Consider the following 17331-nt stretch of genomic DNA (forward strand, 5'->3'; position numbering starts at 1 on the left):
AACTCACTAGGAAGTGGGGTCGCTGCCTCCCTAGCGTCGTCGTCATACGGACGACTGCGAAGGGGTGGGCCGGGCATGACCGAGCCGACGAGGTACAGCACCGCACCGCTTGAACTCCCCCCGAGACTCAGCGAGTTGGAGCCGACTCCCGTAGACGGTTGCGCCGGTTGCCGGGAGCTGGCCAACGTCCGGGACCGTGCGCGGACGGGTGGCGACCTGACCACGGTGTCCGACTGCAACGTCTACATGCGGCGGCACCCCGAGGGGCACTAGGTGACGACGGCCCCTGAGAGGCCCCGTACCAAGCCACAGCGGAAGCGGACCGCCATCCCGGCTCCGGCTCCGGCTCCGCCCCCGGACGACCGGCCTACGTCGTACTGCGGGACGTGCGCCGGACACCGCGCTATCTGGTGCGACGGCTGCTGTGGGTTCGCCGGGTGCGCGCTGTGCTCCTGGACGTTCAAGCGGCCTTGTCCTACGTGTGTCGGCGGGGATGCCGAGCGCATCCGATGGTGAGCCCCTGGACCCCGGCACGTCGTGTTCCGCCGATGGTGCGGCGCGCCGGTTGCTCGGCCCCGTTCGCGTGCTTCCCCCGTAGCGTGCGGACGGGGCCCGTACGCTGGCCAGCATGGCGGAAGAGACCCGGCTAGCGATGGTCCGGCGGGCGCGAAAGATCAACCGCGTACTTGCCGAGACGTACCCGTATGCCCATTGCGAACTCGACTTTGTGAATGCCTGGCAACTGTTGGTTGCAACGGTGCTCAGCGCGCAGACCACAGACCTACGGGTGAACCAGGTAACCCCGGCGCTGTTCGCGAAGTACCCCCGCCCGGCCGATCTGGCAGGGGCCGAGGTGGACGACGTAGAGGCGCTGATCCGGCCTACGGGGTTCTTCCGTGCGAAGACTCGGAGCATCACGCGCATGGCTGCTGCCCTCGTGGCCGACCATGACGGCATGGTGCCGCGCACCCTCGCTGACCTGGTGAAACTCCCAGGTGTCGGGCGTAAGACAGCGTTCGTCGTGACCGGCAACGCGTGCGCCTGCGAGGCAAGCCGGGCGGGTGATCCTGATCATGGTGCTAATGTGCACACCCCCTTCGGTGTTCCCGGCATCACGGTCGACACCCACTTCGGACGGCTGGTGCGCCGCTGGAAGTGGACCACCGAGGAGGACCCGGTGAAGGTCGAGGCGGATGTGGCCGCGATCTTCCCCAAGAGCGAGTGGACGATGCTCTCGCACCGCGTGGTGTTTCACGGCCGCCGGATCTGTCATGCCCGGAAACCCGCCTGCGGCGCCTGCCCGATCGCCCCGCTCTGCCCCTCGTACGGTGAGGGCGAGACGGATCCGGAGAAGGCCAGGAAGCTCCTGAAGTACGAGATGGGCGGCTATCCGGGCCAGCGGCTCAGCCCGCCCCCGGACTATCCGGGCAAGCCCGCACCGGCACTGGGAGCCGAATGAGGGAACGGCCACGGGAAAGCCCCCACCGCACGGAATGGCTCGGAACGAAATGGCCGACGACAGGCGTTGTAAAGCGACGGGGGTGCCCATGACGCACGCACAGAGCTCGACGCATGCACCACAGACTGGGGTGCCGCACGCCCAGCCCGGGGCGCCGCACCCACCGGGTGCGCCATCCGCCGCCGCCATGATCCCGGACAGCGCGATGGCCGTCACCGGCGACGGTCTGCCCGACTGGCTGGCCCCCGTCGCGAGGGCCGCGCGCACCGTGCGCCCGCAACAGCTCAGCCGCTTCCTGCCGCCCGAGAACGGCGCGGGCCGGCAGTCCGCCGTCCTGGTCCTCTTCGGCGACGGGGCGCGCGGTCCCGAGCTGCTCCTGATGGAGCGCTCCGGCTCGCTGCGCTCCCACGCCGGGCAGCCGTCCTTCCCCGGAGGCGCCCTGGACCCGGAGGACGGCGACCAGGCGACGACCGGGCCGCTCAGAGCCGCGCTGCGGGAGGCCGAGGAGGAGACGGGGCTCGATCCGCGGGGTGTGCAGCTCTTCGGCGTGCTGCCCCGGCTGTACATTCCGGTCAGCAGCTTCGTCGTGACGCCCGTCCTCGGCTGGTGGCGGGAGCCGAGCCCGGTGGCGGTGGTCGACCCGGCCGAGACCGCCCGCGTGTTCACCGTTCCCGTGGCGGATCTCACGGACCCGGCCAACCGGGCGACGGCCGTGCATCCGAGCGGTCACCGGGGGCCCGCGTTTCTGGTCGAATCCGCCCTGGTCTGGGGTTTCACGGCCGGAGTGATCGACCGCATCCTGCACTACGCCGGGTGGGAGCGCCCGTGGGACCGGACCAGGCAGGTGCCGCTCGACTGGCGCGCATGACAGGCTGACTTCCCTGCTGCGCTGTTCCGGGCCCGGCCCGGACCCCGTCGTACGGACGGGCCAGGTGACGAATCTGCGAGGCAATAGACGGTGAACGTGCTGGACATCCTGCTGCTGGTCGGTGCCGTGTGGTTCGCGGTCATCGGCTACCGCCAGGGTTTCGTCGTCGGCATTCTTTCGGTGATCGGCTTTCTGGGCGGCGGACTTGTCGCCGTCTATCTGCTGCCGCTCATCTGGGACCGGGCGACCGACGGGTCCGAGGTCTCCTCGACGGCTGCCATCGTCGCGGTCGTCGTCGTGATCGTGTGCGCCTCGATCGGCCAGGCCTTCACCACCCACCTGGGCAACAAACTCCGACGGTTCATCACATGGTCGCCCGCGCGCGCCCTGGATGCCACCGGAGGCGCCCTGGTCAATGTGGTGGCGATGCTGCTGGTCGCGTGGCTGATCGGGTCGGCGCTCGCAGGTACGTCGCTGCCGACCCTGGGCAAGGAGGTCCGCAGCTCCTCGGTCCTGCTCGGCGTCTCCCGGGTGATGCCCAAGCAGGCCTCCACCTGGTTCACGGACTTCTCCTCGGTCCTCGCGCAGAACGGCTTCCCGCAGGTCTTCAGCCCCTTCGCCAACGAACCGATCACCGAGGTCAAGGCCCCGGACCCGGCCCTGGCCGGCAGCCCCGTCGCGGCACGCGCCAAGAAGTCGATCGTCAAGGTCATGGGCATGGCGCCCAGCTGCGGCAAGGCCCTCGAAGGCACCGGCTTCGTCTTCTCCCCCCGCCGAGTGATGACCAACGCCCATGTCGTGGGCGGCGTCGACGAGCCGACCGTCCAGATCGGCGGCGAGGGGCGGCTGTACGACGCGAAGGTCGTCCTCTACGACTGGGAGCGCGACATCGCCGTACTGGACGTCCCGGATCTCACGGCCAAGCCGCTCAGGTTCACCGGCACCGACGACGCGGAGACGGGTGACAGCGCCATCGTGGCCGGCTTCCCGGAGAACGGGGGGTACGACGTGCGCTCGGCGCGCGTACGCGGCCGCATCGACGCCGACGGCCCGGACATCTACCACCGGGGCACCGTGCGCCGCGATGTGTACTCGCTGTACGCGACCGTGCGCCAGGGCAACTCCGGCGGACCGCTGCTCACTCCGGAAGGCGAGGTGTACGGAGTGGTGTTCGCCAAGTCCCTCGATGACCCGGACACCGGCTACGCGCTGACGGCGGACGAGATCCGCGAGGACATCGACCACGGCCGTACCGCCAACCAGCAGGTCGACAGCCAGGGCTGCGCGCTCTGAGTCCTGGCCGCCGCTGCCGGCCGGCCGGCAGCCGTCCGATCAGCTCCGGTCCTGCCGGTCAGGCGGCGGGTGAAGGCGTCGCGGAGTCCTCGCGTTCAGTTGCGGGGGTGCCGCAGCCGCGCCGAGACCCAGCGGGCACGGCGGCGGAGAATGCGCGGAATCCCGAGCCTGGCACGGGTGTGGGGATGATGAACGTCATGCGTGTCGTGCAGCCGGCCCTGGGGGCCGCCCCCCTCGTGAGTGCCCACACCGGCTGTCGCGGTGGAGCGGCGGTTGCGTGCTTCGTCAGTGAAGTCGTGCGTCCAGCCCATACCCCGACGTCTGCCCGTGACCCAAGGTCGGTAATCGTGTGGGAGTCAGCCAATTGGCCTATGCGGCAGGCAATTGGCCATGCGTCGCTCACCTGTGCGCCCGGACTACCGGTCAGGTTCAGGATCCTTGAGCCAGTTGATGAGTTCGGTCGAGAAGCCGACCGGATCCTCTTCGTGGGGGAAGTGCCCGAGACCGTCGAAAAGTCGCCACCGGTAGGGCGCTTCGACGTACTCGCCCGACCCTGCGGAACTGCGCGTCCGGACCGCCGGATCGAGTGACCCGTGCAGGTGCAGTGTCGGCACGCGTACCGGCCGCTTCATCCGCCGGTTGAACTGGACACCGTCCGGTCGCGCGAGGGAGCGCACCATCCAGCGGTACGGCTCGATCGAGCAGTGCGCCGTGGACGGAATGCACATGGCACGCCGGTAGACGTCCACGGTCTCGTCGTCGGGGAAGTCCGCGGTCCGCGGTCCCGACCAGTCCCGGATCAGACGGCCCACCAGGGCGGCGTCGTCGGCGACGAGCTGACGCTCCGGCAGCCACGGTCGCTGGAAGCCCCAGATGTACGAGCCCGCCCGGGACTGCGAGAAGTCGGAGAGCATCGCGGAGCGCCAGCGGCGCGGATGCGGCATCGAGGACACCACGAGCCGCCGCACCAGCTTCGGCCGCATCACCGCGGCGGTCCAGGCGAGATAGCCGCCCATGTCGTGGCCGACCAGTGCGGCGTCGGGCTCGCCGAGCGAGCGGATGACGCCGGTGACATCGAGCGCCAGGTTGGCGGGGTCGTAACCCCGGGGCGTACGGTCGCTGCCGCCCACTCCGCGAAGATCCATGGCCACTGCACGGAAACCGGCGTCGGCGAGTGCGGTCAGCTGGTGGCGCCATGTCCACCAGAACTGCGGGAAGCCGTGCAACAGCAGCACCAGCGGCCCGTCACCCATTTCCGCGATGTGGAAGCGCGCGCCGTTGGCCGCCACGTCGCGGTGGGTCCAGGGGCCGTCGAGGCGTACCGGACTGCCGGCACCGGCCGGACTCATCGAGCCTGCCGGACCGAATGGGCTGGAATCGGGGACCGTCATGTGGACGAGCGTGCCACAGCGGCGGCCTTGTCCTTACCCGGACGGTTCTCGATGGCCTTGTCCGACAGGGTGCTGCCGGAGGCCCGGAGGATCTCGTCGGCCCCGACGGCCGGCCGGGGGTGCGGCTTGACGCTCTGGAGCACGGCGGCGGTCTGCTTGGCCGAGGCGATGGACTTCTCCGGCGGCTTGACCTTCTTGAACTTGGCGATGGCGATCAGCGCGAGCAGTGCCGCCAGAAGAATGAACGCGCCGCCGACGATCAGGAACGACCAGGCGAGGCCGAGCCCCAGATTGTGGATCCCGTACGCGGCCGCGAAGCTCAGCACGGGCAGTGCGAACAGGATCAGCACGCCCGCCACGATGAACGCCACACTGCCGACGACGCCGCGCCTGACGTCCTGCCGTACCTCGGCCTTGGCCAGGGCGATCTCATCGTGCACCAGCGCGGACATCTCGGCCGTCGCCGAGGCGACCAGCTGTCCGAGACTGCGGTCCGCGCTGCCCACGTAGTTGCCGGGGTCGCTCATCCCTGACTCCCTCTTCTCTTCGACACATCCGATGTCAGATCATGCCGGACTGTCCGGCTTGTTGCGCGCTGCCCCCGCCAGTTCGGCCAGACGGCGGTGCTCGGCCGCCTTCCGCTCGTGGATCACGGCCATCCGCAGGTGGTACTCCGGGTCGTCCTGTTCGTAGATGTCGGGCACACCCGACTCGTCCTCGTCGAGCTCCTCCGCCTCGTACAGGGCCCGGTATCTGCGTACCCGCAGTTTGAGCAGTACACCGGAGAACACGGCCGCTATCAGGGAGCCGATCAGTACGGCGGCCTTGATCTCGTTGACCGTTTCCGCGTCGCCCTCGAAGGCGAGTTCGCCGATGAGCAGGGAGACGGTGAAGCCGATTCCGGCGAGCGAGGCGACCGCGAAGACATCCGCCCAGGCCAGATCCTTGTTCAGCTCCGCCCTGGTGAAGCGGGTCGCGAGCCAGGTGCCGCCGAAGATGCCGATGGTCTTGCCCAGAACCAGTCCGAGTACGACTCCGAGCGTCTCCGGACGGGTGAAGACCCCGGCGAGCGCGTCACCCTTGAGGGAGACCCCGGCCGAGAAGAGCGCGAACAGGGGCACGGCGAGCCCGGCCGACAGCGGGCGGACCAGATGTTCGATGCGCTCACCGGGCGATTGCTTCTCGCCCTCGCGCTTGGTGCAGCGCAGCATCAGGCCCATGGCGACACCGGCGATGGTGGCGTGGATGCCGCTGTTGTACATCAGACCCCAGATGACCAGGGCCAGCGGTATGTAGATGTACCAGCCCCGGATCCCCTTGCGGATCAGTAGGTAGAAGACGACGAGACCGGCGAAGGCCCCGCCGAGCGCCATGAAGTCGATGCTGTCGGTGAAGAAGACCGCGATGATCAGGATCGCGAAGAGGTCGTCGACGACGGCGAGGGTGAGCAGGAACGCGCGCAGGGCGGATGGCAGCGAGGTGCCGATGACGGCGAGGACGGCGAGCGCGAAGGCGATGTCGGTGGCCGTGGGGACGGCCCAGCCGTCCGTGGACCCACCGCCGAGAGTCGTGGTGAGGAAGTAGACCAGCGCGGGCACGATCATGCCGCACAGCGCCGCGACGACCGGGAGGGCGGCGGCCTTGGGGTCACGGAGTTCGCCCGCGACCAGTTCACGCTTGAGTTCGACGCCCGCGACGAAGAAGAAGACGGCGAGCAGCCCGTCGGCCGCCCAGTGCGCCACGGAGAGGTTCAGGCCCAGCGACCCGGGGCCGAGATGGAAGTCGCTGATCGTCCGGTAGCTGGACTGGAAGGTGTTCGCCCAGACCAGTGCCGCGACCGCGGCGACCAGCAGGATGACTCCGCCGACCGTCTCGGCACGCAGCGCCTCCGCCACAAAGTTCCGCTCGGGCAGGGACAGGCGTCCGAACAGGGTGCGGCGGGGCGAGGGCGGTGCGGGGGCGGGCGCGGCCACGAGTGGGGACCTCCGGGTCGGTACGGCAGCGATGGCATGGCTGATGCACTTGCCGACCAGACTTCCCGGCACACCCTTGGGAGATTTCTTATTACGTTATTGACGCAGCGACCACTGTACCTGGGCGGCCGGGAGCCGTATCCAGCGCTTCCGACCCTAAATGCCCGATGGGCACCCGGCGCGTCGCCGGGTGCCCATCGGGGTCGTACGTACCGCCGCGGCGGCCGGGCCGTCAGTCCTCGGAGGACGCGGACGGCAGCTGGGTCTGGATCAGGTCCATCACCGAGGAGTCGCTGAGCGTGGTGACGTCCCCCACCTCACGGTTCTCGGCGACGTCGCGCAGCAGGCGGCGCATGATCTTGCCCGAGCGGGTCTTGGGGAGTTCGGCGACCGGCAGGACCCGCTTGGGCTTGGCGATCGGGCCGAGCGTCGCGCCGACGTGGTTGCGCAGGTCCACGACCAGCTCGTCGGAGGCGGTCGCCGTACCGCGCAGGATCACGAACGCGACGATCGCCTGGCCCGTCGTCTCGTCGGCCGCGCCGACCACGGCGGCCTCGGCGACCGACGGGTGCGACACGAGCGCCGATTCGACCTCGGTGGTCGAGATGTTGTGCCCCGAAACGAGCATGACGTCGTCGACCCGGCCCAGCAGCCAGATGTCGCCGTCCTCGTCCTTCTTCGCACCGTCGCCCGCGAAGTACTTGCCCTCGAAGCGCGACCAGTAGGTGTCGATGAAGCGCTGGTCGTCGCCCCAGATGGTGCGGAGCATCGACGGCCACGGCTCGGTGAGGACGAGATAGCCGCCCCCGCCGTCGGGCACCTCGCGGGCCTCGTCGTCGACGACCGTGGCGGAGATGCCCGGCAGCGCGCGCTGGGCGCTTCCCGGCTTGGTCTCCGTCACGCCGGGCAGCGGCGAGATCATCATCGCGCCGGTCTCGGTCTGCCACCAGGTGTCCACGATCGGGCACTTGTCGGCGCCGATGTGCTTGCGGTACCACATCCACGCCTCGGGGTTGATCGGCTCACCGACCGAACCGAGGACGCGCAGCGACGACAGGTCGAACTTGGCGGGGATGTCGTCGCCCCACTTCATGAACGTACGGATCGCGGTCGGCGCGGTGTAGAGGATCGTGACGCCGTACTTCTGCACGATCTCCCAGAAACGCCCCTGGTGGGGGGAGTCGGGCGTGCCCTCGTACATGACCTGGGTGGCGCCGTTGGCCAGCGGCCCGTAGACGATGTACGAGTGTCCGGTCACCCAGCCGATGTCGGCGGTGCACCAGTAGACATCGGTCTCCGGCTTGAGGTCGAAGACCGCGTTGTGGGTGTACGCCGCCTGGGTGAGGTAGCCGCCGGAGGTGTGCAGGATGCCCTTCGGCTTACCCGTGGTGCCGGAGGTGTAGAGGATGAAGAGCGGCTGCTCCGCCTCGAAGGCCTCGGGGGTGTGCTCGGCGGACTGCCGGCCGGTGATCTCGTGCCACCAGACGTCGCGTCCCTCGGTCCACGCGGTGTCCTGGCCGGTGCGGCGGACCACGAGGACGTGCTCGACGCTCTCGATACGGGAGACGGCGTCGTCGACCGCGGGCTTGAGCGCGGAGGGCTTGCCACGGCGGAAACCGCCGTCCGCGGTGATGACGACCTTGGCGTCCGCGTCCTGGATGCGCGCGGCGATGGCGTCGGCCGAGAAGCCGCCGAAGACCACGGAGTGGGCGGCGCCGATGCGGGCACAGGCCAGCATCGCGATCGCGGCCTCGGGGATCATCGGCAGATACACGGCGACCCGGTCGCCCGTGCCGACACCGAGTTCGATGAGGGCGTTGGCGGCGCGGGACACCTCGTCCTTGAGCTCCGCGTAGGTGATGGCGCGGCTGTCGCCGGGCTCACCCTCGAAGTGGATGGCGACCCGGTCGCCGTTGCCCGCCTCGACATGGCGGTCCACGCAGTTGTACGCGACGTTGAGCTTGCCGTCCGCGAACCACTTCGCGAAGGGCGGGTTGCTCCAGTCGAGCGTCTCGGCCGGCTCCGTGGCCCAGGTCAGGCGACGGGCCTGCTCGGCCCAGAAGCCCAGCCGGTCCGCTTCGGCCTGCTCGTACGCCTGCGCTGTGACGTTGGCGTTGGCGGCCAGTTCGGCAGGCGGCGCGAATTTCCGCTCTTCCCGAAGCAGGTTGGCCAGGCTTTCGTTGCTCACGACTTCTCCCAGTCCCAGGGTGTCCGTTGTGTCCCGGGGCATAGCTCATCAGGCCGGGGGCCAGGTGACAAGTGTCTGCCGGGAATTGGTTTAGACCTGTGTCTTCGTGTATGGAGGCACGATCCCGCTCCGCACGCATGTCGTCGCACAGTGCCACGGGGCACCGCACGCAGGCATGGCGCCTGCGGAACGGGATCACAAGATCTCACGGAACTGGGGTGTGTCCGGTTCAGAGGGTGTGGCCGGTTCAGACGCGGGTACGTTCCAACTCGCCCGGACCGGAAGGGCCGGTGAACAGCGCGTGGTCTGTGCCGTCGTCCCGCGCGTCAGGATCCGCGCCGGACCCGACCCGGTCGAAGACCTCATGGGGCTCCGTACCGGAACTGGACTCCTCGGTCAGCAGATACGCCTGCGCCTCGCCCACGTGGAAGTACATCCCGTGCAGCTGGAGCGTGCCTTCCGCGAGCCGCCGTGCCACCGCCTCGTGCGCCCGCAGATGCTCCAACTGCTGGACCACATTGGTGAGACAGAGCTGCTCCACCGCGTCGGTGGGCAGCCGGCCGGAGATCCGCGCCCAGGAGTGGTGGCGGGACGCCATCCGCTCCAGGCTCGGCAGCCCGTGTCGCAGCCAGCGCCACAGGGGCGTCGTCCTGGGTGTGCCGGGATCGGCGCCGAGCAGCGCCTGCATGGCTCCGCAGCCGGAGTGCCCGCAGACGGTGATGGACTCGACCCTGAGCACGTCCACCGCGTACTCGATCGCCGCGGCCACGGAATCGTCCCCGCCCGCCGGGGACTCGGTGTCCGGCGTGGGCACCAGATTGCCGACGTTGCGCACGGTGAAGAGGTCACCCGGGCCGCTGGACGTGATCATGCTGGTGACGAGGCGGGAGTCGGCGCAGGTGATGAAGAGCTGGGAGGGCCGCTGCCCCTCGGTGGCGAGTCTGGCCAGCTCCTCCCGCACCAGCGGTGCCGTATTGCGCTGGAACGAACTGAGGCCGCTGAGCAGGCGATGGGCCCCGGTCGGGCGTGACATGCCCGCGGAGCCGCCGAGGCCGCTGTTGGTGCCGGTGCCTTCTGTCCCGGCCGTGCCGCCGTGCGGGCCCGGTCCCGAGCCGGAGTCGGAACCGGCGTGGGAAGGGGAGGCGGTGCCGACGGCGCTGCCGGTGTCGTGGAGCGTGTTGGCGGCGGTGGTGGGGCCTGTGGGGTTTCCGTGGCAGTGGTGGTTGCGCCACGGGGTCCAGGGGCGGCAGCAGGAGTGCGCCGCCGAGGCGGGCTCGGCGATGCGGCCGCCCGACCTGCCGGTGAAGGAGATCCGGGCGCCCTGGGCGAGCTGCGTGGTGCGCCAGTCCTGGATGCTCTCGTAGGCCGCGTGGTCCATGAAGAACCCGTCGAGTTCGACGATCGCGTCCACCCCGGGCGGAAGCTGGCCGAGGGTCCGGCTGAGCCGTGGAACGGCCAGGAAGGTCAGCTGGCCGCGGATGGTCACCAGATACCGCTCGCCCTGCTCGCTCACGGTGACCCGGGTGCGGGCCAGCCGGTGCAGCGCCACGGCCACGGCCACGGTGATGCCGATCGTCACGCCCTTCAGCACGCCGAAGGCGATCACTCCGGTGATCGTCGCGCCGTACACCAGGAACTCCCGGTGTCTGTGGACATTACGGATATGGGCGAAGCTCACCATCTGGATGCCGACCACCATCACCAGCGCGGCGAGCGCGGCCAGCGGGATCCATTCGAGCACCGTCACCAGCAGCACCGCCGCGAGCAGGACCCAGACGCCGTGCAGGACGGTGGAGGCCCGGCCGGTCGCCCCCGCCCGTACGTTGGCCGAACTGCGCACCGCACCCCCGGACACCGGAAGTCCACCCAGCAGCCCGGCCAGGGCGTTGGCGATGCCCTGAGCGCGCAACTCGCGGTCGAGGTCCGAGCGTTGGAGGAGAGCCGGAAGCTGTCCGGCGTCCTGGGCGGGTGGCCGGCCGGTGCTCCGCGCGGACGGAGGGGAGGCGGAAGGACCGGCCGGCCGGTCGGGTGCCTGTCCGTTCGCGGGGGCGGAGGGCGGGGACGGCGGTACCGCAGGAGCCGGGGGCGTCGAGGATGCCGGGGGCGTCCGGTCGGCCGCGTGGTCGGTCCGGATCGCCGCGCGGTCCGCGGTCAGCTTGTCCACGGCCACCGCGGCGAGCAGCGATTCCAGGCTGGCCACCAGCATCACCGTGAACGCCGCGGTGGCCAGGGCCAGTACGGGACCCTGCGGCAGCTCGGGCAGGGCGTGCGAGCGCCACGACGGCAGGTCGACCCGGGCGATCCCGGGCGTCGCGAGGGCGGCTACCGCGGTCGCGAGGGCCACCGAGGCGAGCGCGGCCGGAATTCTCCGTACCGCTCTCCCGGCGCGGCCCGGCAGCCGTGGCCACAGCACCAGGACGGTGATGGTGAGCGCGCCGATCAGCGGGGCGGCCGGGCTGAAGCGGGCCAACTGGTCCGGCAGGGCCCGGGCGTTGTCCATGGCGGAGCTCTGCGGTGAACCGCCGAGCACGATGTGCAGCTGGGCGAGGGCGATGGCCACGCCGATACCGGCGAGAGTGCCGTGCACGATGGCGGGGCTGACGGCGAGCGCACTGCGGGCCGCGCGCAGCGAGCCCAGAAGGATCTGCAGAAGTCCGGCACCGATGGTGATGGCGCAGGTGGTGCGCCAGCCGTAGATCTGGATCAACTCGGCCGTGACCACGGTCAGTCCGGCGGACGGGCCGCTGACCTGGAGGGGTGTTCCGCCGAGGAGCCCGGCCACGATGCCGCCGATGGCCGCGGAGACCAGGCCGGCCGCCAGCGGGGCGTCCATGGCGACGGCGAGGCCGAGGGACATCGGGACGGCGATGAGGAACACCGTGATCGATGCGGACACATCGGCGCCCGCGATACGGAAGCGGCGCCCGCCGGGTGGCGGGCTGTGTGGGCGCTTGACTCCCGAGGCGCGGGGAGGGCGCGAACTGCGAGGGGTGCGTTCATGACGTGTGGGGACGCAGGCAGACATGTTCCCGTCTCCTCCGGGGCAGCGCGGTCGCGGGGTGTGGGGGACGCGGCCGTGGGTCACGGCGTGCAGCGGCGGGATTTCTCAACTCTCAGTAAACGAATCGTAATGGAGAGTAAAGTTACGCGTCTCACATTTCGGGCAAATGGGCCATCGAACCACCCATTCAAGTGAATAAGCGTCTTTTCATACGGCCTGTCGCGAGGCGATTGCAGGGCTGCGTGCGAATTTGGCGGCGCCGTCGGCACTTCAGCGCAAACAACCTGCAAGGAAGAGGGTGGGCGGATGATGGCCGCCACGAAGAGGATGGCCTTTGGCGCCATGGCCATGGCACTGATCACGGGTCTGGCGGGCTGCTCCGGCGCGGAATCCGGTGACAGCGGCTCCCGGGCGTCCGGAGCGGGCGCCGAGAAGAAGGCGAAGGAGGCCGAGCAGAACGGCCCGGCCGCCCCCAGGAACGCGGTGAAGCTCATCGGGGACGGCTCGACCGCCTTCACCGGCGTCCAGCCGAAGCTGCCGGCGGCCAAGCGTCTCGCGCCCGGCCAGAAGCCTCCGCAGTTCGTGGTGTTCTCCTGGGACGGAGCGGGGGAGGACAGTCAGAAGCTCTTCTCGCACTTCCGCGGTGTCGCCAAGAAATACAACGCCAACATGACCTACTTCCTCAGCGGCGTGTACCTGCTGCCCGAGGAGAAGAAGGCCCTCTACGACCCGCCCAAGCATTCGGCGGGCCGCTCGGACATCGGCTTCAACGACACCCAGGGCATCCGCGACACCCTCACCGAACTGCGCGCCGCGTGGCAGGACGGCAATGAGATCGGCACCCACTTCAACGGTCACTTCTGCGGCAAGGACGGCGGGGTCGGGACCTGGTCCGTCGAGGAGTGGAAGAGCGAGATCGCCCAGGCCAAGTCCTTCGTCAAGGGGTGGAAGACCAATACCCCGGAACTCAAGGCCGAGGCACCGCTGCCCTTCGACTACGACAAGGAACTCGTCGGCGGACGCACCCCCTGCCTCGAAGGGCAGAAGAACATGGTCGCCGCGGCCCGGACGATGGGTTTCCGGTACGACTCCAGCGGTGTCGGCAATCAGGTCTGGCCCGAGAAGAAAGGCGGCATCTGGGACCTGCCGCTCCAGCTCGTCCCGGTGCCCGGCCGCGCCTTCGAGACCCTCTCGATGGACTACAACTTCATGTTCAACCAGTCCGGCACGACGCAGGGCGACCCCGACCAGCACGAGTACTGGGGCAACCAGATGCGCGACGGCCTGCTCCAGGCCTTCGACCGCTCGTACAACGGCAACCGTGCGCCGCTGATCATCGGCAACCACTTCGAGTCCTGGAACGGTGGCACGTACATGCGTGCCATCGAGGAGACGGTGAAGACCGTCTGTACCCAGAAGGACGTGCGCTGCGTGTCCTTCCGGCAGCTCGCCGACTGGCTCGACGCGCAGGACCCGGCCACGCTGGCCAAGCTGACCACCCTCGGCGTCGGCCAGGCGCCGAAGGGTGGCTGGACGTCCTACCTCACCGCCCCGGCAGCGGCGGGAAAGCCTGCTGACAAGGGCGCCGAGAAGAGCGCCGAGAAGGGCACCGAGGAGGGCGCCGAGAAGGGCGCCGAGAAGGGCACCGACAGGGGCGTCGAGAAGGGCTCCGGTAGGAGCGAGGGCGATGAGTCCGCGGAGAAGGGCGGCGAAGTGAAGGCCGCCCCCGCGGAAGCGGAGGACCACGCCGCCGAATAGTCCGGGATGCCGGACCGGTCGGGTCGCCCCGGCCGGCCGGCCGGGCGGCTACGCGGGTGCGGTGACCCCCGCCTCCGCGCACCGTTCGTCGAGCACGAAGGCGGGGTCGACCTGGGCGGCCAGGTCGGCGCCCGTCTTCTCGTTGCCCCAGCTCTCCGCGTTCTTCAGATGGAAGTGCACCATCTGGCGCGTGTAACGCTCCCAGTCCCGCAGTTCGTACGAGTCCTCCGCGGCGTCCTGGAGGGCCTGCAGAGCCATCCGGTTGTCCGCCTCCAGCAGGTCGAACCGCGACGGGCGGCCCTTCTCCATCGCCCGGACCCAGTCGGACTGGCCCACCCCGACGAGCAGGTCGTCGCCGACCTCCGCGCGCAGGAAGTTGAGGTCGTCCTGCCCCTGCACCTTGTTGCCAATGACCTTCAGAGCGATGCCGAAGTCCCTTGCGTACTCCTTGTACTGGCGGTACACCGACACCCCCTTCCGGGTCGGCTCCGCGATCAGGAACGTCATGTCGAAGCGGGTGAACATCCCGGAGGCGAACGAGTCCGACCCCGCGGTCATGTCGACCACGACGTATTCGTCGGGGCCGTCGACCAGGTGGTTGAGGCAGAGCTCGACCGCCCCGACCTTGGAGTGGTAGCAGGCCACACCGAGGTCGGACTCGGTGAACGGGCCGGTGGCCATGAGCCGGATCTCCCCGTCGTCGAGCCGGACCGTGCGCGCGCACGCGTCGTAGACGGGGTTGTCCTCGCACACGCGCAGCAGCCGCGATCCCTCGCCGGGCGGCGTTGTCTTGATCATCGTCTCGGCGGAGGCGATACGGGGGTTGCTGCCCCGCAGATAGTCCTTGATCAGAGGCAGTTGCGCACCCATCGCGGGCAGCGCGGAGGCCTCTTCCTCGTTCAGGCCCAGCGCGGCCCCGAGGTGCTGGTTGATGTCGGCGTCCACTGCGAGGACGTGGGCTTCATTGGCGGCGAGGTGGCGGATGAAGAGCGAGGACAGCGTGGTCTTGCCGCTGCCGCCCTTCCCTACGAAAGCGATCTTCATGTTCACCTAGGGTAGCCGCATGAACGCGTACCGCTGCCAGGATTCGTGAAGAAGACCACTCCAAGGCGGTAAGGGCGCAGGGGGCGCGTAGCCTCGCTACTTATGAGTACGACTGCCTCAGACCCGCTCGCCGCCCTCGGTGCCCTGCCCGGGGTCGCCGACGCCGTGGACTCCGTACGCAAGGCCGTGGACCGGGTCTACGGCCATCGTGTGATGCGCCGTCGCAGCAACGAGGTCACCGCCGAAGCGGCGCTGCGCGGCTCGCGCGGTTCCGCCGCGCTGGCCGGTGCCGACTGGAATCTGGAGGAGGTGCGCCGGCGCACCGACTTCCGCGGTGAGGACCAGGCGCGCACGGTCGGAGCGGCGCTGCGGCTGACGGCGGAAGCAGGTCAACTGCTCTCCATCTGGCGGCAGTCACCGCTGCGCGTCCTTGCGCGACTGCATCTGGTGGCGGCCGGTGGCGCTTCTCCCGACGACGCGGTCGGACGCCCGCGGCTGGCCGGTGAACCCGTTGACGAGCCGCTGATCGAGGCACCGCTGCCGAGTGCCGAGGAGGTGGCCGGGCGGCTCGAAGGCCTCTCGCAGCTGATCATCGCGGGCAGTGCCGCCCCGGCGCTGGTGACCGCGGCGGTCGTGCACGGAGAACTTCTCGCGCTGCGTCCCTTCGGCTCCCGCAACGGCCTGGTCGCGCGGACGGCGGAACGGATCGTCCTGATCGGCAGCGGGCTGGACCCGAAGTCCATCTGCCCGGCGGAAGTGGGCCACGCGGAGCAGGGGCGGGCGGCCTATGTCGCGGCGTTCGAGGGCTATACGGGCGGGACTCCCGAGGGCATGGCTGCCTGGATCGCCCACTGCGGACGCGCGGTGGAGCTGGGAGTGCGGGAGTCGACCGCGGTGTGCGAGGCGCTTCAGCGGGGTGCCGCGTAGGGCGTGCGCGCCGGACGCCAAGGGCGGTGAACGGGTTGCGGCGGTACCGGCTCCGGTACCGCCGCTGGCACGTCCACCCAGTTACCAAGCGTCCTCGGAATATGCCCATCAGGTCGGGAACCTTGCCCGTCACCTGGTGCGGCTGGCCCGTAATCGACGGGTCGACGTCGCGTGGGTGCTCGGTTTTCGTGCTCGGTCCGTGGGGCCTTGCTGCGTGAAGGTGATCCTCTCGGATGTCCCTGGTCTCGCGGGCCGTTGAGTCCTTTGTACTCCTGTACCAGGGGAAGGGAAAGCCCTGGCTCCACTTCTTTACTTTTAGGTTCAATTAAGGGTGAATCGGGCGGGCCCGTCAGGCTGTTCTCCGGACCCGCGCATCACGCGGAGAGTGCGCCGGCGGTGCGCCGGCGATTGGCGTACCAGACCAGCCCGGCGGTGACGGCTGCCGCTCCGACCGCTGCCGCGGCCACGAGCGCAGGGCGCGGCGGCATCGAGAAGGCGGGCAGGCGCTGCTTGAGGCGAACCGGCCGGTCGAAGACGAGAATCGGCCAGTCCCGCAGGGTCGCTTCGCGCCGCAGTGCCCGGTCCGGGTTGACCGCGTGGGGGTGCCCGACCGACTCCAGCATCGGTACGTCGGTGGCGGAGTCGCTGTAGGCGTAGCAGCGCGAGAGGTCGTACCCCTCCGACACCGCGAGCGCCTTGACCGCCTCTGCCTTGGTGGGTCCGTACGCGTAGTACTCGACCTCGCCCGTGAAGCAGCCGTCGTCGCCGACGACCATCCGGGTGGCGACGACCCGGTCGGCGCCGAGCAGCTCGCCGATCGGTTCGACGACCTCGGCGCCCGAGGTCGAGACGATGACCACGTCGCGTCCGGCGGTGTGATGTTCCTCGATGAGGGTGGCCGCCTCGTCGTAGATGATCGGGTCGATCAGGTCGTGCAGGGTCTCGGCGACGATCTCCTTGACCTGCTGGACGTTCCATCCCTTGCAGAGCGCGGAGAGATATTCGCGCATCCGCTCCATCTGATCGTGATCTGCGCCCCCGGCAAGGAACACGAACTGTGTGTACGCGGTGCGCAGTACGGCACGGCGGTTGATCAGTCCACCTTGGTAGAAGGACTTGCTGAAGGTCAGAGTCGAAGACTTCGCAATGACCGTCTTGTCCAGGTCAAAGAAGGCTGCTGTGCGCGGCGAGAAGCAGTTTTCCACAAGGCTGAGCATAGGGGCCCACCATTCGGCGTAAACTCCGGCGCGTGGGTTTGCCTGAGAAGGCCCTCGGGTACACCATGGAAGTCACGGATCGTTCGCGACCGTGCTAACCCGGTCCGACTCCTCCCCCCCCGAGTCGGCCGTGGGGACGACCCCCGCTCTCCCCCCCCGGCGGGGGTCGTCGCATGTCCGGACGCGTTTTTGACGCTCGGATTCATGATTCC

Annotated in this window: 14 protein-coding genes; 6 read left to right on the forward strand and 8 right to left on the reverse strand. The window is 69.4% G+C overall.

Translation table 11 applies throughout. From position 1 onward, the window contains the following. Positions 1–75: 75 nt before the first annotated feature. The 4 genes from ACIGJO_RS25655 (at position 76) to ACIGJO_RS25670 (ending at position 3620) form a co-directional block, all read left to right on the forward strand. Positions 76–273, forward strand: coding sequence for a hypothetical protein (locus ACIGJO_RS25655; protein WP_381293651.1), 198 nt, complete (start codon positions 76–78; stop codon positions 271–273). Between the two features lie 355 nt (positions 274–628). Then, positions 629–1459 (forward strand): endonuclease III, encoded by an 831-nt coding sequence (nth, locus tag ACIGJO_RS25660; protein WP_399961794.1) that lies wholly within the window; start codon positions 629–631, stop codon positions 1457–1459. Positions 1460–1646: 187 nt separating this feature from the next. Beyond that, the gene (locus tag ACIGJO_RS25665; protein ID WP_399961796.1) at positions 1647–2327 is read left to right on the forward strand and encodes an NUDIX hydrolase; all 681 of its coding nucleotides are present in this window, start codon (positions 1647–1649) and stop codon (positions 2325–2327) included. Between the two features lie 90 nt (positions 2328–2417). Beyond that, positions 2418–3620: a MarP family serine protease gene (locus tag ACIGJO_RS25670; protein WP_399961798.1), complete on the forward strand. Its 1203-nt coding sequence runs from the start codon at positions 2418–2420 to the stop codon at positions 3618–3620. A gap of 95 nt (positions 3621–3715) precedes the next feature. Here the strand turns inward: ACIGJO_RS25670 and ACIGJO_RS25675 are convergent, their stop codons facing one another. The 6 genes from ACIGJO_RS25675 to ACIGJO_RS25700 form a co-directional block, all read right to left on the reverse strand. After that, entirely contained in the window at positions 3716–3931 is a 216-nt protein-coding gene (locus tag ACIGJO_RS25675; protein WP_399961800.1) for a hypothetical protein, read from the reverse strand. 105 nt (positions 3932–4036) lie between these two features. Beyond that, on the reverse strand, positions 4037–5011 hold the full coding sequence (locus ACIGJO_RS25680; RefSeq protein ID WP_399961802.1) for an alpha/beta fold hydrolase: 975 nt from the start codon (positions 5009–5011) through the stop codon (positions 4037–4039). Beyond that, entirely contained in the window at positions 5008–5538 is a 531-nt protein-coding gene (locus ACIGJO_RS25685) for a phage holin family protein (RefSeq protein WP_399961804.1), read from the reverse strand. Before ACIGJO_RS25685 ends, ACIGJO_RS25680 begins: the two co-directional genes overlap by 4 nt. Before the next feature lie 39 nt (positions 5539–5577). Then, the gene (gene nhaA, locus ACIGJO_RS25690) at positions 5578–6984 is read right to left on the reverse strand and encodes a Na+/H+ antiporter NhaA (protein ID WP_399961807.1); all 1407 of its coding nucleotides are present in this window, start codon (positions 6982–6984) and stop codon (positions 5578–5580) included. 232 nt (positions 6985–7216) lie between these two features. After that, positions 7217–9214: an acetate--CoA ligase gene (gene acs / locus ACIGJO_RS25695; protein WP_399961809.1), complete on the reverse strand. Its 1998-nt coding sequence runs from the start codon at positions 9212–9214 to the stop codon at positions 7217–7219. A 205-nt stretch (positions 9215–9419) separates the two neighbouring features. Then, entirely contained in the window at positions 9420–12197 is a 2778-nt protein-coding gene (locus ACIGJO_RS25700) for a SulP family inorganic anion transporter (protein ID WP_399961811.1), read from the reverse strand. Positions 12198–12479: 282 nt separating this feature from the next. On the opposite strand from ACIGJO_RS25700, the gene ACIGJO_RS25705 reads away from it, so the two are divergent. Then, positions 12480–13931, forward strand: a complete 1452-nt coding sequence (locus ACIGJO_RS25705; RefSeq protein WP_399961813.1) for a hypothetical protein — start codon at positions 12480–12482, stop codon at positions 13929–13931. 48 nt (positions 13932–13979) lie between these two features. Here ACIGJO_RS25705 and ACIGJO_RS25710 read toward each other — a convergent pair whose 3' ends face one another. Then, positions 13980–14975: an ATP-binding protein gene (locus tag ACIGJO_RS25710; protein WP_399961815.1), complete on the reverse strand. Its 996-nt coding sequence runs from the start codon at positions 14973–14975 to the stop codon at positions 13980–13982. Between the two features lie 102 nt (positions 14976–15077). On the opposite strand from ACIGJO_RS25710, the gene ACIGJO_RS25715 reads away from it, so the two are divergent. After that, entirely contained in the window at positions 15078–15902 is an 825-nt protein-coding gene (locus ACIGJO_RS25715) for an oxidoreductase (protein WP_399961817.1), read from the forward strand. A gap of 374 nt (positions 15903–16276) precedes the next feature. On the opposite strand, the gene ACIGJO_RS25720 is transcribed toward ACIGJO_RS25715, so the two are convergent. Further along, on the reverse strand, positions 16277–17119 hold the full coding sequence (locus tag ACIGJO_RS25720; protein WP_399961819.1) for an HAD family hydrolase: 843 nt from the start codon (positions 17117–17119) through the stop codon (positions 16277–16279). Positions 17120–17331 lie beyond the last annotated feature (212 nt).

This window comes from Streptomyces sp. NPDC079020, assembly GCF_044542225.1.
Classification (GTDB): Bacteria; Actinomycetota; Actinomycetes; order Streptomycetales; family Streptomycetaceae; genus Streptomyces.

Bases quoted from the DNA above. Each gene is read 5' to 3' on its own strand.
- ACIGJO_RS25675 (WP_399961800.1), bottom strand. From the start codon at position 3,931: ATGGGCTGGACGCACGACTTCACTGACGAAGCACGCAACCGCCGCTCC.
- ACIGJO_RS25680 (WP_399961802.1), bottom strand. From the start codon at position 5,011: ATGACGGTCCCCGATTCCAGCCCATTCGGTCCGGCAGGCTCGATGAGT.
- ACIGJO_RS25700 (WP_399961811.1), bottom strand. From the start codon at position 12,197: ATGTCTGCCTGCGTCCCCACACGTCATGAACGCACCCCTCGCAGTTCG.
- ACIGJO_RS25710 (WP_399961815.1), bottom strand. From the start codon at position 14,975: ATGAAGATCGCTTTCGTAGGGAAGGGCGGCAGCGGCAAGACCACGCTG.
- ACIGJO_RS25665 (WP_399961796.1), top strand. From the start codon at position 1,647: ATGATCCCGGACAGCGCGATGGCCGTCACCGGCGACGGTCTGCCCGAC.
- acs (WP_399961809.1), bottom strand. From the start codon at position 9,214: ATGCCCCGGGACACAACGGACACCCTGGGACTGGGAGAAGTCGTGAGC.
- ACIGJO_RS25720 (WP_399961819.1), bottom strand. From the start codon at position 17,119: ATGCTCAGCCTTGTGGAAAACTGCTTCTCGCCGCGCACAGCAGCCTTC.
- ACIGJO_RS25705 (WP_399961813.1), top strand. From the start codon at position 12,480: ATGATGGCCGCCACGAAGAGGATGGCCTTTGGCGCCATGGCCATGGCA.
- ACIGJO_RS25655 (WP_381293651.1), top strand. From the start codon at position 76: ATGACCGAGCCGACGAGGTACAGCACCGCACCGCTTGAACTCCCCCCG.
- ACIGJO_RS25685 (WP_399961804.1), bottom strand. From the start codon at position 5,538: ATGAGCGACCCCGGCAACTACGTGGGCAGCGCGGACCGCAGTCTCGGA.
- ACIGJO_RS25715 (WP_399961817.1), top strand. From the start codon at position 15,078: ATGAGTACGACTGCCTCAGACCCGCTCGCCGCCCTCGGTGCCCTGCCC.
- nth (WP_399961794.1), top strand. From the start codon at position 629: ATGGCGGAAGAGACCCGGCTAGCGATGGTCCGGCGGGCGCGAAAGATC.